At 55.8% G+C, this 13,833-nt stretch carries 13 protein-coding genes; 12 read left to right on the top strand and 1 reads right to left on the bottom strand.

The features are described from left to right. Positions 1 to 35 precede the first annotated feature (35 nt). The 10 genes from WMW72_RS19805 to hrpB all read left to right on the top strand — a co-directional run bounded on the left by WMW72_RS19805 (position 36) and on the right by hrpB (position 10,937). The gene (locus WMW72_RS19805) at positions 36 to 977 is read left to right on the top strand and encodes a dipeptidase (protein ID WP_341417278.1); all 942 of its coding nucleotides are present in this window, start codon (positions 36 to 38) and stop codon (positions 975 to 977) included. A gap of 224 nt (positions 978 to 1,201) precedes the next feature. Beyond that, positions 1,202 to 2,953, top strand: a complete 1,752-nt coding sequence (locus WMW72_RS19800) for a 2-oxoacid:acceptor oxidoreductase subunit alpha (protein WP_341417277.1) — start codon at positions 1,202 to 1,204, stop codon at positions 2,951 to 2,953. After that, positions 2,941 to 3,807: a 2-oxoacid:ferredoxin oxidoreductase subunit beta gene (locus WMW72_RS19795; protein ID WP_341417276.1), complete on the top strand. Its 867-nt coding sequence runs from the start codon at positions 2,941 to 2,943 to the stop codon at positions 3,805 to 3,807. The genes WMW72_RS19800 and WMW72_RS19795 overlap by 13 nt, the downstream gene beginning before the upstream one ends. Before the next feature lie 122 nt (positions 3,808 to 3,929). After that, positions 3,930 to 4,502, top strand: a complete 573-nt coding sequence (gene pduL / locus WMW72_RS19790; RefSeq protein ID WP_341417275.1) for a phosphate propanoyltransferase — start codon at positions 3,930 to 3,932, stop codon at positions 4,500 to 4,502. Between the two features lie 258 nt (positions 4,503 to 4,760). Beyond that, the gene (miaB, locus tag WMW72_RS19785) at positions 4,761 to 6,353 is read left to right on the top strand and encodes a tRNA (N6-isopentenyl adenosine(37)-C2)-methylthiotransferase MiaB (RefSeq protein WP_341417274.1); all 1,593 of its coding nucleotides are present in this window, start codon (positions 4,761 to 4,763) and stop codon (positions 6,351 to 6,353) included. A gap of 14 nt (positions 6,354 to 6,367) precedes the next feature. Beyond that, positions 6,368 to 6,811 carry a YlbF/YmcA family competence regulator gene (locus WMW72_RS19780; RefSeq protein ID WP_341417273.1) on the top strand — a complete coding sequence of 148 codons (444 nt, stop codon included), beginning with the start codon at positions 6,368 to 6,370 and terminating at the stop codon, positions 6,809 to 6,811. A gap of 150 nt (positions 6,812 to 6,961) precedes the next feature. Next, on the top strand, positions 6,962 to 7,441 hold the full coding sequence (gene nikR / locus WMW72_RS19775; RefSeq protein WP_341417272.1) for a nickel-responsive transcriptional regulator NikR: 480 nt from the start codon (positions 6,962 to 6,964) through the stop codon (positions 7,439 to 7,441). Positions 7,442 to 7,573: 132 nt separating this feature from the next. Then, complete coding sequence (locus WMW72_RS19770) at positions 7,574 to 7,759, top strand: hypothetical protein (RefSeq protein WP_341417271.1); 186 nt, start codon at positions 7,574 to 7,576, stop codon at positions 7,757 to 7,759. Between the two features lie 83 nt (positions 7,760 to 7,842). Next, positions 7,843 to 8,277, top strand: a complete 435-nt coding sequence (locus WMW72_RS19765) for a YmaF family protein (RefSeq protein ID WP_341417270.1) — start codon at positions 7,843 to 7,845, stop codon at positions 8,275 to 8,277. A gap of 137 nt (positions 8,278 to 8,414) precedes the next feature. After that, on the top strand, positions 8,415 to 10,937 hold the full coding sequence (hrpB, locus tag WMW72_RS19760; protein WP_341417269.1) for an ATP-dependent helicase HrpB: 2,523 nt from the start codon (positions 8,415 to 8,417) through the stop codon (positions 10,935 to 10,937). Between the two features lie 160 nt (positions 10,938 to 11,097). On the opposite strand, the gene WMW72_RS19755 is transcribed toward hrpB, so the two are convergent. Beyond that, complete coding sequence (locus WMW72_RS19755; protein WP_341417268.1) at positions 11,098 to 11,421, bottom strand: hypothetical protein; 324 nt, start codon at positions 11,419 to 11,421, stop codon at positions 11,098 to 11,100. Positions 11,422 to 11,658: 237 nt separating this feature from the next. On the opposite strand from WMW72_RS19755, the gene WMW72_RS19750 reads away from it, so the two are divergent. Both WMW72_RS19750 and WMW72_RS19745 read left to right on the top strand, forming a co-directional pair. Beyond that, positions 11,659 to 12,927, top strand: coding sequence for a M48 family metallopeptidase (locus WMW72_RS19750; RefSeq protein WP_341417267.1), 1,269 nt, complete (start codon positions 11,659 to 11,661; stop codon positions 12,925 to 12,927). Then, positions 12,911 to 13,654: a hypothetical protein gene (locus tag WMW72_RS19745; protein ID WP_341417266.1), complete on the top strand. Its 744-nt coding sequence runs from the start codon at positions 12,911 to 12,913 to the stop codon at positions 13,652 to 13,654. Before WMW72_RS19750 ends, WMW72_RS19745 begins: the two co-directional genes overlap by 17 nt. Positions 13,655 to 13,833: the final 179 nt, after the last annotated feature.

Raw genomic sequence — 13,833 nt, 5'->3', positions numbered from 1 at the left:
GCAGATCAAATCGATTCTATGGAGGCCGATTCCTCATGATCGTCATCGATGGACATTGCGACGTATTAATGAAAATGTATGAAGACCCGTCTCTCGATTTTTTCTCTGAGAGACCGAGCAGCTTGGACGTGACGTATCCGCGGATGTGCCATTCGAACATCAAGGTGCAGTTTTTCGCGATTTATATATCCGAGCGTATAAAGTTTCCCCAGTTGGATCATTACTTGGAGTACGCAGTGATTCTGCACCGCAAAATTGCCGGCGATGGCCGGATCCGCGCCATCCGCAACCGTGGCGACCTGGAGGCTGTGATGAACGGACCGCAGCGGGGAGCGCTTCTGACGCTGGAGGGGGCGGATGCTCTGCAGGGGAACCCGCTCTATCTGCGCACGCTGTACGAGCTGGGAGTGCGGATGATCGGCACGACCTGGAACTATGCGAACTGGGCGGCCGATGGAGTTCTGGAGCCGAGGCAGGCAGGCTTTACGCGCAAAGGAAAGGCTTTTATTAAGGATTGCAATGAACTCGGCATCCTATTAGACGCCTCTCATCTCTCCGTGCGCGGGTTCTGGGATCTGGCAGAATGCTCGAACAAGCCCTTCGTAGCCACGCATTCCAACGCCAAGGCGGTATGCGCACATCCGCGGAATCTGGATGACGGGCAAATTCTGGAGATCATCCGGACAGGCGGGAGGATCGGGATGACCTTCGTTCCTTGGTTCGTAGCGGGTGAGGGGGCCGCCATTGACGGGCTGCTGAAGCATATCGATCATATTCTATCGCTCGGGGGAGCGGGGACGCTGGCTATCGGATCGGACTTTGACGGAATCGACCGCTGGATTCCGGGGCTGGAGCATGCCGGACACTATGACAGACTGGCTCTGGAGCTGTACAAGCGATACCCCGATGATGTCGCAAGCGCTATCCTGCACGGCAACTGGCATTCGTTCCTGATGGAGCAGCTGCCCGTTCATTAAAAATTAACATCTGTTTTTTAGATGTATGAGCTCTAAACTATTCTCGAATCGGTATGGATATGATCTAAAATAACTATGTTTGATTTTTACGAAAACCCTTGCAATTTCCCCCCTGTCGTCATAGAATTTGGTGTGACAACTGAAAGATACTAGTCTTTCGTCTTTCGGACGATCAAGTAGGTGCAGCTGCAAGGGCGCAGCGAATTTAAAAGGAGTGGACAACGGTGATTAGCCAATTATCTTGGAAAGTCGGAGGACAGCAAGGGGAGGGCGTGGAAAGTACCGACAAGATTTTTTCCACAGCTTTAACCAGACTGGGTTATTACTTGTACGGATACCGTCATTTTTCCTCGCGGATTAAAGGCGGACATACGAACAACAAAATCAGAATCAGTACACAACCGATTCGCGCGATTTCCGACGATTTGGACATTCTCGTGGCTTTTGACCAAGAAACTATCGATGTAAATGCTCACGAACTTCGCAATAACGGCGTCATTATCGCGGATGCCAAGGTAAACCCAACTGTACCTGAAGGGGTTAATGCCCGATTGTTTGCGGTTCCAATTACGGCCATTGCCGAAGAGCTTGGTACTTCCCTATTTAAGAACATGGCTGCTTCCGGCGCATCCTGGGCTTTGCTCGGCTTGCCTCTCGAAGTGTTTAATAAAGCGGTAGAAGAAGAGTTTGGACGTAAAGGTCCAGCTGTTGTTGAGAAAAATATCGAAGCTGTACGCAAAGCGGCTGAATTCGTTCTGGAACTGACTGGCGGCCCGCTGCCTGAATTCCAGCTGGAGCCTGCGGACGGCAGACAGAAATTGTTTATTATCGGTAACGACGCTATCGGTCTGGGCTCCGTAGCCGCAGGCTGCCGTTTCATGCCTGCTTATCCGATTACGCCTGCGTCCGAGGTTATGGAATACTTGATCAAGACGCTGCCTAAATTCGGCGGCACGGTTATCCAGACAGAGGACGAGATCGCGGCCTGTACCATGGCGATCGGCGCCAATTACGGCGGAGTTCGCGCTCTTACAGCTTCAGCAGGTCCTGGCCTGTCGCTTATGATGGAAGCCATCGGCCTTGCCGGTATGACAGAAACGCCTGTTGTGATCGTGGATACGCAACGTGGCGGCCCATCGACAGGTCTTCCTACGAAGCAAGAGCAATCCGACGTGCTGGCGATGATCTACGGAACGCACGGTGAAATTCCTAAGGTTGTGCTGTCTCCTTCAACGATCGAGGAGTGCTTCTATGACACGATCGAAGCCTTTAACCTGGCTGAAGAGCATCAACTGCCGGTTATTTTGCTGACGGACCTGCAGCTTTCCCTCGGTAAACAAACGAGCGAGCTGTTGGACTACAAGCGCATCGAAATCAAGCGCGGCAAGCTGCAGCAAGGAGAACTGCCTGAAACTGCTGAGAACCAGATGTTTAAGCGGTATGAATTTACGGAAGACGGCGTATCCCAGCGTTCGGTGCCTGGACAGAAGTATGGCATTCACCATGTAACCGGTGTTGAGCATGCCGAAGACGGACGTCCTTCCGAAAGCCCGGTCAACCGTAAGAAAATGATGGATAAGCGTCTGGGCAAAATGAAAAACATCAAAGTAACCGATCCGATCAAGGTCGATGCTCCTCATGAAACGCCGGACCTACTGATCATCGGTATGGGCTCCACAGGCGGTACGATCGACGAAGCTCGCGGCCGCTTGGCAGAGAAGGGTATCAACACGAACCATATCACGGTTCGCCTGCTGCACCCGTTCCCAGTCGAAGAAATCAAGCCTTACCTGGAGAAAGCGAAGCAGGTCGTAATCGTCGAGAACAATGCGACGGGCCAACTGGCATCCCTGATCAAGCTCAACGTAGGCTATGCAGAGAAAATCAAGAGCATGCTGAAGTACGACGGAAACCCGTTCTTGCCAGCTGAAATCACTACATTCTGTCAGGAGTTGAACCTTGTATGGCAACGTTAAAAGACTTCCGTAACAATATCAAACCGAACTGGTGCCCAGGCTGTGGAGACTTCTCCATCCAAGCAGCTATTCAAAGAGCGGCCGCCGGCGTAGGTCTGGAGCCGGAACAGCTTGCCGTTGTCTCGGGTATCGGCTGTTCGGGACGGATCTCCGGCTACATCAATGCATATGGCTTCCACGGCATTCACGGTCGTTCGCTGCCGATCGCACAAGGCCTGAAGATGGCTAACCGCGAGTTGACTGTTGTCGCTGCAGGCGGTGACGGTGACGGCTTTGCTATCGGGATGGGTCATACGGTGCATGCGATCCGTCGTAACATCAATATCACGTACATCGTCATGGACAACCAGATCTATGGCTTGACCAAAGGACAAACCTCGCCTCGTTCGGCAGAAGGCTTCAAGACGAAGTCGACACCATCGGGTTCGATCGAGTCCGCGTTGTCTCCGCTGGAAGTAGCGATCGCCGCAGGCGCGACCTTCGTAGCCCAGTCGTTCTCGAGCAACCTGAAGCAGCTGACATCGCTGATTGAAGAAGGCATGAAGCATGAGGGCTTCTCCTTCATCAACGTATTCAGCCCCTGTGTAACCTTCAACAAGGTCAACACGTACGAGTGGTTCAAAGAAAACATCGTGAATCTGGAGGAAACGCCGGATTATGATTCTTCGAACCGTGCGTTGGCCATGAATAAAATCATGGAAACGAACAGCCTGGTTACCGGTCTGATCTACCAGGACAAATCGAGAAAAAGCTACGAAAGCCTGGTCACCGGCTTCAAAGAAGAAGGCTTGAACAAAGCGAATCTTCATCTGACCGAGCAAGAATTTGATAAATTGGTGTCTGAATTCAAATAAGACGCCTGATTAGAAGAAGCATACGGTCCCGGTCGTATGCTTTTTTTATGCAATCAAGGTATAATAGGGATGGAGTAGCCACATCAAGGCAAGACGATAGAGAGACGAGGAGAGAACACTTGATGAAGCAAGTACCTGTTGGCGTTTCCGCCAGACACATTCATTTATCCGCCGAGCACATCGGACTATTATTTGGTGCAGGCTATGAACTGAAGGTTATGAAGGACTTATCCCAACCGGGACAATACGCAGCTGAAGAAACGGTGGTCGTGGTCGGACCGAAAGGACGCTTTGACAAGGTCCGCATTCTGGGGCCGGCTAGACCGAAGTCACAGCTCGAAGTATCGCGCACGGATGCGTTCGCGTTAGGGTTGAAGCCTCCGGTACGGGAATCCGGAAACATTGACGGGACACCTGGCATCCGGGTGATCGGTCCCGCTGGTGAGGTTGAACTGGAGGAGGGCGTGATCGTAGCGGCGCGCCATATTCATTTTCATACGGACGATGCTGCCAAGTGGGGTATTGCCGATAAGCAGCTGCTGACTGTTCGCGTAGAGGGCGAGCGCCCACTGATCTTCGAGCAGGTCGTTGCCCGTGTGTCGGAGCAGTTCGCGCTGGATATGCATATCGATACGGATGAGGCCAACGCAGCCGGTGTCAAAACCGGCGATACGGCTACCATTCTATCTGAATAAAGCATAGCCCGTACAGGCACTGACTTGCCTAATCGTCGAGGAGCCTTTCGTACGGCTTATGCAAGCACACTCAGAGACCCCAGTCATGTATACGGCTGGGGTTTTCTGCATGAAATCAGAGAGAAGTTATAGCATGGGTGAGAGGATACGCCGTCTGCATACCCGAGATGGATATCATAGAGCTGGAATGCTATAATGTTATATTGAATTACTTTGAATATTAACAGCTTTGTATCATAAAAGGGGAAGTGACACGCCATGACCAAGGAGAGCCGGAATACATCGGACTTAAAATCCGACAAGGTGAAGGACTACTCCAAGTACTTTGATTTCTCGGATGCGAAGGTCGTGTCCCAGGAAGAGGGAAAAACGACATACCGGATCAAAGGAAGGAATATTCAAATCAATTCCCAGCCGGACTTTAAGGAAGGGAAACGCAGGGGTAAAGAATCCATCGAGGTGCATTACGACTTCGGCATTCCCCAGGATATGAAGGAATTCGGAAAGGGCCGGTTCTATCAGATTGTGACCTACGGCTGCCAGATGAACGAGCATGACACCGAGACGATCAAGGGCATGCTGGAGCAGATGGGATATCAGTCGACCGACGACCGTAAGGTAGCCGATATCATCCTGTTGAACACCTGTGCGGTGCGTGAGAATGCGGAGGATAAGGTATTCGGAGAGCTTGGACATCTCAAGCATCTGAAGATCGAGAAGCCGTCCCTCATTCTCGGGGTCTGCGGCTGTATGTCGCAGGAGGAAGGCGTCGTCAACCGGATCATGACCAAGCATCCGTTCGTCGACCTCATCTTCGGCACCCACAATATTCACCGGCTGCCGGTGTTGTTGAAGGATGCGTCCTTCAACCGGGAGATGGTCATCGAGGTATGGTCCAAGGAAGGCAACATCATCGAGAACATGCCGAAGAAGCGAGAAGGCATCAAGGCGTGGGTGAACATCATGTACGGCTGCGACAAGTTCTGTACATACTGTATCGTGCCGTATACGCGTGGCAAGGAGCGGAGCCGCCGTCCTGAGGATGTCATCGCCGAGGTGCGTGACCTGGCCCGTCAGGGCTTCAAGGAGATCATGCTGCTCGGGCAGAATGTCAACGCCTACGGCAAAGACTTCGAGGATATCGAGTACCGGTTCGGCGATCTGATGGCCGATGTTAGCAAGATCGATATTCCGCGCGTCCGCTTCACGACGAGCCATCCGCGCGACTTCGACGATCACTTGATCGAGGTGCTGGCGAAGAAGGGCAACCTGATGGAGCATATCCATCTGCCGGTCCAATCAGGCAGCAACGAGATTCTGAAGCGGATGAGCCGCAAATATACGCGTGAGCTGTATTTGGAATTGGTCGGTAAAATCAAGGCGGTCATGCCGGATGTCGTACTGACGACTGATATCATTGTCGGGTTCCCGGGCGAGACGGACGAGCAATTCGAGGACACGCTGGCTCTCGTACGCGAAGTCGGGTACGACAGTGCGTATACGTTCATCTACTCGCCGCGCGAAGGCACTCCTGCAGCCGATATGAAGGATGATATCCCTGCTGAAGTGAAGAAGCAGCGCTTGTACAGGCTGAACGATACGCTGAATGAGTACAGCAAGGCCAGCAATGACCGGTTGAAGGGGCAAACGCTGGAGGTACTGGTCGAAGGCGAAAGTAAAAATAACGAGCAGGTGCTGGCCGGCCGGTCCCGGACGAACAAACTGGTGCATTTTGAAGGTCCGAAGGAGCTCATAGGCCAATTCGTACAAGTTCGCATTACGGAAACACAGACCTTTTATATTAAAGGCGAATGGATCCACGAAACAGTCAGTTTACAACTTGGAAGCTAGGGAGTGTCGGGAACATGTCAGAGCAAAAATTTACGGATTGCGGTATGGAGCTATATACCAATACAGAGATGATCGTCAGTGAAGATATTTTGGGCAAGGCAAAGGAATTGGCCGAGATGCTGTCGGCTTCCAATGAGGTTCAATTTTTCCAGCAGGCAGAAAAACAGATTTCAGGCAATGACCAGATTCAGACGCTGATCAGCGCGATCAAGAAGAAGCAGAAGGAAATTGTCGCGTTCCAATCGTTCCAAAATCAGAAGATGGTCGACAAGATCGAAGGGGAAATCGATGCGCTCCAGGAGCAGCTCGACGCGATCCCGATCGTCAGCGAGTTCAAGCAATCGCAAGAAGATATCAACTACTTGCTGCAGCTGGTAATGGGCGTCATCCGCGATTCCATCTCGGAGAAGATCAACGTTGAAGAAGGCGAAGCTGTGAACTCGAGCTGCTCCGACTAAGAGTCAGGATCAAGGGCAAGCGCCTGTATACGGCAATGTCAGTCAGCCAAGGGACCTTCCATCTGTCGGAATGACGGGGAAGGTCTTTTGGCTTGCGGTCCGTTTGTGATAGAATGAGCAGCAGAGACGGGAATGGACGAGGTGTGAGCAATGGAGAAAGATATATTGACGAGGTTCGGCGTTTCGATGCCGGAGGAGCTTGTCAAGCAATTTGACTTGTACTTGACGGAGCAGGGGTATACCAACCGCTCGGAAGCGATCCGTGATTTGGTGCGGCGGGTGCTGCTGGAGCCGGGAGGTCTGCAGGCCGACCGTCCGGTGGCGGGGACGATTGTCATGGTGTACGATCATCATATCTCCGACCTGCCGCTGACGCTGATTGAGCTGCAGCATGATTATCATCATCAGATTATTTCAACGATGCATGTGCATTTGAATCATCATCAATGTTTGGAAATATTGGTCGTCCGCGGACTTCACGCACAGCTCAGAGAGCTGAAGCAGCGTATTCAGGTATTGAAGGGCGTCCATTACGCCGAGCTGTCCGTCACCTTCCTCGAGCAAAACGACGATACAGCGGATCATAAGCATAGTCACAGCCACCGTCCGTCGTCCGGACGTAAGCCCTGAACTCGCGCTATTCAAGAATTTGTCATGGTTGCGGAGCAGACCGTATAGGTTTCGGCGCCAAACTATGGTATTTTGAAATCGTCAGGTCTGCGCTGCAGGCTACAGGTAAACGAAAGGAGAGAAAAAATACAGATGGCAACGATTATTATGCTGGTTTGTTTGATTATTATGGGTACGTTTTTCAGCCTGGCCTTTCTGTTCGGTTTTCAGAAAAAGAAAGCATCCGCTTTTATGATGCTGGGTCTCGGCTTTGTCAGCTCGTTCCTATTTTACTATGGCATTTACAAGGGCTGGATCGAGCTTCCCGTTCAGGGGTAGTCCTCTCCGGCATGGAATGATTCTGCTTACCGCCCGCGTATAGTAGTGTAAAGCGGTTAAGGGCGGAGGCGGAAATTATCCATATGCGAAGAAAAGATGAGAAGGCAGGAAAATTCCAAGCTGAAGAGTCCATTCCCGTGATTGCAGGGGAACCTGCTATGGCGCATGCTCATTACATGCAGACGGTGACGGATGTGACATTGAATCATAGTCATATGATGGAGCTGTATACGTATGCGGTAAACGGCAATTCCACGGATGGCCACGTGCATACCTTTCAGGGACATACCTTGATGGCGGATGGCCATTTCCACCGCTTTCTCGGTACGACCGGTCCCGCTGTCGGGCTTCCGAATGGAGAGCACTATCATCGGATTGTCTCTCAGGTGGAGGATGAGCCTTTCTCGTTTCTCGGTAATTTGTATAAGACAGTGCTCACGGTTCCCCGGCATGTGCATAGGTACCGGGGGGTGACGGGCAGAGGAATTGGCTATGAGCCGGACCGCAAGCCCTCTTAGGTGATGCCATGCCCCGTATGCCGGCTCCGATGGGGCATGCTGTCGGCGTTTTATGAACCACAAAGGGGCCGCATCCTCGTCCCGTCTGTCATACCTGCAGGAGCGGAAATGCCCGAGGAAGTAAACTGAGGTGAACTATGTTCAAAGAACTGCCTATAGATAAAGTGCTGCCCGAGCTCCGCGACACCCTGGGAACGCATACAAGGGCGGTGCTGGTCGCCGAGCCTGGAGCGGGGAAGACGACACGTGTCCCGCTGGCGTTATTGCAGGAGCCTTGGCTGCAGGGACGCAAGCTGCTCCTGTTGGAGCCGCGGCGTCTGGCTGCCAAAGCAGCCGCCCGCCATATGGCTGGGGCGCTTGGGGAGCAAGTCGGCGAAACGGTCGGCTACCGGGTCAGGCTGGAGACGAAAGTAAGTGCCCGCACCCGTATTGAAGTCATTACGGAAGGCGTATTGATCCGCATGCTTCAGCACGATCCATTCCTGGAAGAGGCGGGGATCGTGCTCTTTGACGAGTTCCACGAGCGGAGCCTGCATGCCGATCTGGGACTCGCTCTATGTCTGGAGGCTCAGGGGGCGCTTCGCGAAGAGCTGCGCCTGCTGGTTATGTCGGCTACGCTGGATGCGGCGGCCGTGTCTACGCTGATGGAGCAGGCCCCTGTGATCGTCAGCGAGGGCCGGAGCTATCCGGTGGAAACCCGTTATGTTCCCCCGGCCCGGCCTGAGGAGCGTATCGAGCAGACCGCCGTACGCGTGATTGAGGCGGCTTGCCGCGACGAGGAGGGGGACCTGCTTGTCTTTCTGCCCGGTGCTCCCGAAATCCGCAGGGTCGAGGCTGCGCTGGCAGACCGGATCAGGACGATGGGTGTTCGTATCGCGCCGTTATACGGCATGCTCGCGCCACAGGCGCAGGAGGCTGCCTTGCGGCCTGCCGCTCCCGGTGAGCGTAAAGTCGTCCTGTCGACGCCAATTGCCGAGTCGAGCCTAACCGTAGATGGCGTACGCATCGTCATCGACACCGGCTTGATGCGAACGCCCCGGTTCTCTCCGCGGACAGGCATGACCCGGCTGGAGACGCAGCGCGTATCCCGCGCCTCGGCCGATCAGCGGAGAGGGCGTGCCGGACGGCAGTCACCCGGGGTTTGTTACCGGCTGTGGTCCGAGGCAGAGGATCGGATGCTGCGCGAGCACCGGGTGCCGGAGATGGCCGAGGCCGACCTGGCGCCGTTAGCCCTCGAGCTGGCGGCATGGGGCGCCTCCGACCCTGCTGCGCTGCGCTGGCTGACTCCGCCGCCTGCGGCTGCTTACGAGCAGGCGCGCGAGCTGCTGCGTCAGCTCGGAGCCCTGGATGCGCACGGCGGACTGACTGCGCATGGCCGCGAGATGGCGGAGCTCGGCATGGAGCCCCGGCTGGCGCATATGACCCTGCGGGCAATCCCGCTCGGGCTGGGCGAAGCCGCTTGCGAGCTGGCGGCGCTGCTGCAGGAGCGGGATCTGTTCCGCGGCCCGCAGGGTGCCGCCGACGGAGATATCCGCCAGCGCTACGGGGCGCTGCAGGCGTTCATACGAGAGTCGCAGACCGGGCGCAGCCAAGGGGCCGATGACGCCGCCAGGCGCCGCGTAGTGGACGAGGCCGCACAGTGGAAGCGCAAGCTGGGCCTCGGCCGCGAGGCGGCGCGAGGAGCTGAGGAGCGCTGCGGACTGTTGCTCGCCTTGGCCTATCCCGACCGGATCGCGCAGAGCCGCGGGGACGGGAGGTTTCTGCTAAGCGGAGGGCGCGGGGCGGTCTTTGCGAAGACGCAGAGCCTGTCGTTTGCCCCGTTCCTGGCCGTGGCCGAGCTGGATGATCAGGGGACGGACAGCCGTATACTGCTGGCCGCTCCGATTGCCGAGGATGAGCTGTATGCCTGTCTGGAGCCGAGTATGGTGAAGGAGTCGGCCGTTTACTGGGATGCTCAGGCACGGAATGTGCGGGCCCGGCAGCGGGTAAAGCTGGGCGCGCTGGTGCTGAAGGAATCCGTGTGGGCCAAGCCGGATCCGGAATCGGTGCTGGCCGCCCTGCTCGAAGGGGTCCGGGCCGAAGGGCTGGGTCTGCTGACTTGGAGCAAGCCGGCCAAGCAGCTTCGCGAGCGGCTGTCGTTCATGCACCGCCATACGGGCGGGGGAGCGCATGGCTGGCCGGATGTGTCCGATGAAGCACTGCTCGCTACGCTGGAGGACTGGCTGGCTCCTCATGCCTATGGGATGAAGCAGCGCGAGGAGCTTCAGCGGCTGCAGCCCGGGGCTCTGCTGGAGGGTATGCTGTCTTGGTTGCAGCGCCAGGCGCTGGAGACGCATGCGCCTACCCACTGGACGGTGCCGAGCGGCTCCCGGATCCCGATCGACTACAGCGATCCTGACGCGCCGCTGCTGGCCGTTAGGCTGCAGGAGATGTTTGGCCTGCAGCAGACGCCGCTGCTGGCGGAGGGACGGGTTCCGCTGGTGCTGCATCTGCTATCCCCGGCGCACCGGCCTGTTCAAGTGACGCGCGATTTGGCGAGCTTCTGGCGCGACGCTTACTTTGAAGTCAAGAAGGATTTGAAGGGACGGTATCCCAAGCATGTGTGGCCTGACGATCCTCTGTCTGCGACTCCTACCAATAGGGCCAAGCCGCGGGTCTGACACTTCGTGCCGCCGATACGTCTTGCAACCCTCTTTCAGGGGATCACCGCAACCCCTTTGACTTCTTTGAGTAGGGGGGTGTCATGATGACCAACACAAAGAGACTGCTCCGGCCGCATTCATCGTGCGGCGGAGCAGTCTCTTGCCTCCCTAGGCTTGTTTATTTCACACGGTACGAATATCCGGCAGACTGGCCTGTGCGGTACAGCCACCAGCCTCCGAGAATCATAGCAGTGGCAACGAGCAGAGCAATAAATTTGGGGAGCCAGTAGAGCAGCAGCAGCAGGCCCGCCAGCATGCCTAGGCCGCTGCATATCTGCTTGAACAAGTTGTCCGCTTCCCGCCAAAATCTAAATCCAAAAAAGAGCAGGGCAAATGCCAGTGCGTAAGATATTAGCGCCCACAGCGCTCCCCATATGAATACTGAACACACGCCGAGCAGGATCAGGGCAATTCCCCCGATGCTTCTTCCGTTCCATTTCATCGTCCTCACCTGTCCTTTGTTCGATCATTCTTATAGTTGTATTGTAAACCATTTCAGAGGATTAGAAAACCGCCTGAGGGCTGACGCCAGGCTGGACCTTGGTCGAGGAAACTTCCCGACTCGCGATCCCTCTCGCAATTTATAAGGCTTCGGTAGGGAAGAATAGGGAATCGGTTATAATGGGAGCAAACGGTAAACGACGGTATGCGAGAATATCGATAAAGGAGTGGAAGTGAAATGAAAGCGGCCGTCTCACGGGGAATGTGGCTGACTCTGGGCCTGATCGGTTATACCGCGGCGATCGGCCTGTATCTGATCATAGCGGCGAAGCATCCAATTCCCCAAGCGGATATAGGCTCGGCGGCTGATCCGGCTACCTTCCTGGAGCCGGAGCGTTACCGTCAGAGCATCGCATATGCAGCCTGGAGCAACTGGCTCTTCTTTATAAGCTATCCTTGGGAGTGGGGCATCTATGTCTGGCTGCTTGTCAGCGGCACGGGTGCGCGTCTACAGGCGCGATGGGACGGAGATGGAAGGTTTTCGAGATTGCGGCTTCCGTTGATGGTATTGCTGCTTCAGGCCGCTGTATCTCTAGGGCTTCTGCCGCTGCGTATAACGGGCTTCCTGCTGTCCCGCGCCAACGGGATCTCGACACAGAGCTGGGGGAGTTGGGTATACGACAGAGCTATCGACTTTGGGCTGGAGTATCTGGTTATGGTGGTCGCCGCTGCAGCAGCGTTCTGGATGATTAGACGCGGAGGACGCTGGTGGCTGAAGCTGTGGCTCGTATCTGTTCCGTGCCTCCTGCTGGCGGTCTATGTGCAGCCTGTCGTTATTGATCCGCTGTACAACACATTCAGCCGGTTATCGGACCCTCAGCTCGAATCGCGCATTCTGGAGCTGGCTTCCAGGGCGGGGATCTCAGCCGACCGGGTATATGAGGTCAGGATGTCCGATCAAACGAATGCGATGAACGCGTATGTCAGCGGGCTTGGCTCCAGTCTGAGGATCGTGCTCTGGGATACGACCATGAATAAGCTGTCTCAGCCTGAGATACTGCTGATCATGGCTCACGAAATGGGCCATTACGTCATGCACCATCTGGAATGGAGTACCGCAGCGGCCGCAGCCTCGACTCTTGTCCTGCTGGTCGCGGGCAGCTGGATAGCGCGTTTGCTTCTGCGGCGGTACGGGGAAAGCTGGAGGATTGGGAGGCTTCATGAGCCTGCTGCCCTTCCGCTTGCACTACTCGTGTTGTCCGTGCTATCTTTCGTCACCCTGCCGCTAAGCAATGCGGTGTCCAGACAAGCAGAACTGGTTGCGGATCGGTATGCGTTCCGGCTGATCGGAGATGCGGACAGCGCCGTGACGATGTACCAGCAGCTTGCCGCATCCTCACTCAGTGAGATGAATCCGCCGATGCTGGTCAAGCTGTTTCGGTCCACCCACCCAAGCTTGCTGGAGCGTATCCGTAACGCCCAGCAGTTCGATGGCAGCCATGCGTAGGGCGCTCATCGTACTGCTGCCGGGGCTTGCCACGGCTCCGGGGTTTATGGATGCCATCGGGGCGGAGATGGCAGCGCGACTGGAGGAACACGGCTTCCAGACAGAGACGGAATCCGTCTATGCCTATGGGGATTGGAGCCGTTCGGTCATCCTGCAGACAGCTGAGATCGGATATGATCTTGCCCTGCCGCCTACGCGGTATGGCAGGAGCATCGGAGCGGCCAGGCTGCGGAGCCGGCTATCGGAGCTTGTGTGCGGAAGACTTGCCGGGGCCGAAGGTCCGCTCGAGGTGCTGATGCTCTGTCACAGCGGAGGAGGGATGGCCGGGATGCATGGGGCCAGATGGCTAAGGCACCAGAAGGGAGAGCTGGTGCGTGTACGCACGGTGCTCATAGGCACACCCAAATGCCGAGTCAGGGCGGAGGAGCGCCAGGACGTACTGGCTATTACCTTCTCGCCGCGTCCGCGGAGATTCATTGCCGGTGATCCGGTACGGTTATTCGGCGTCTGGGGTGGTTGGGAGCGGCCATCGGGGATAAGGATGCGCTGGAACCGCGACAAGCACGCACCGGCTGTTCAGCTTGAGATTCCGATCGTGGGAGGACATCCCGACTACTTCCGCGGGCATCTGCCTTATGCGGACGAAGCAGGGATGACGAATCTGCAGAAGACTGCCGGGGGTATCGAGCAATGGCTGATACACCAGTGGGACAGAGAGCGTGGCTGAGCGTGGGGATCGTACAGGGGCTCCAGGGTTTAGGGGGGCGTCATGGATCTAAGCACGGGGCTTCGGACTCTGTGATTCAACGGCCATTCCCCTTCTTGGCCGGCAGGAAAATGGACTTAGGCCGCGAATAATACGGGTACAGCTGGCTAACGCGGATCAGCGGCAGCGGAAGGATTCCC

Source organism: Paenibacillus filicis (assembly GCF_038070315.1).
GTDB classification, from domain to species: Bacteria; Bacillota; Bacilli; order Paenibacillales; family NBRC-103111; genus Paenibacillus_G; species Paenibacillus_G filicis.
The sequence above is the reverse complement of the archived record's forward strand: the minus strand, read 5'-3'. Positions and strand labels throughout refer to the sequence as shown.

Coding starts and splice junctions, on each gene's coding strand:
- WMW72_RS19805 (WP_341417278.1), top strand. CDS start 36: ATGATCGTCATCGATGGACATTGCGACGTATTAATGAAAATGTATGAA.
- WMW72_RS19795 (WP_341417276.1), top strand. CDS start 2,941: ATGGCAACGTTAAAAGACTTCCGTAACAATATCAAACCGAACTGGTGC.
- pduL (WP_341417275.1), top strand. CDS start 3,930: ATGAAGCAAGTACCTGTTGGCGTTTCCGCCAGACACATTCATTTATCC.
- miaB (WP_341417274.1), top strand. CDS start 4,761: ATGACCAAGGAGAGCCGGAATACATCGGACTTAAAATCCGACAAGGTG.
- WMW72_RS19780 (WP_341417273.1), top strand. CDS start 6,368: ATGTCAGAGCAAAAATTTACGGATTGCGGTATGGAGCTATATACCAAT.
- nikR (WP_341417272.1), top strand. CDS start 6,962: ATGGAGAAAGATATATTGACGAGGTTCGGCGTTTCGATGCCGGAGGAG.
- WMW72_RS19770 (WP_341417271.1), top strand. CDS start 7,574: ATGGCAACGATTATTATGCTGGTTTGTTTGATTATTATGGGTACGTTT.
- WMW72_RS19765 (WP_341417270.1), top strand. CDS start 7,843: ATGCGAAGAAAAGATGAGAAGGCAGGAAAATTCCAAGCTGAAGAGTCC.
- hrpB (WP_341417269.1), top strand. CDS start 8,415: ATGTTCAAAGAACTGCCTATAGATAAAGTGCTGCCCGAGCTCCGCGAC.
- WMW72_RS19755 (WP_341417268.1), bottom strand. CDS start 11,421: ATGAAATGGAACGGAAGAAGCATCGGGGGAATTGCCCTGATCCTGCTC.
- WMW72_RS19750 (WP_341417267.1), top strand. CDS start 11,659: ATGAAAGCGGCCGTCTCACGGGGAATGTGGCTGACTCTGGGCCTGATC.
- WMW72_RS19745 (WP_341417266.1), top strand. CDS start 12,911: ATGGCAGCCATGCGTAGGGCGCTCATCGTACTGCTGCCGGGGCTTGCC.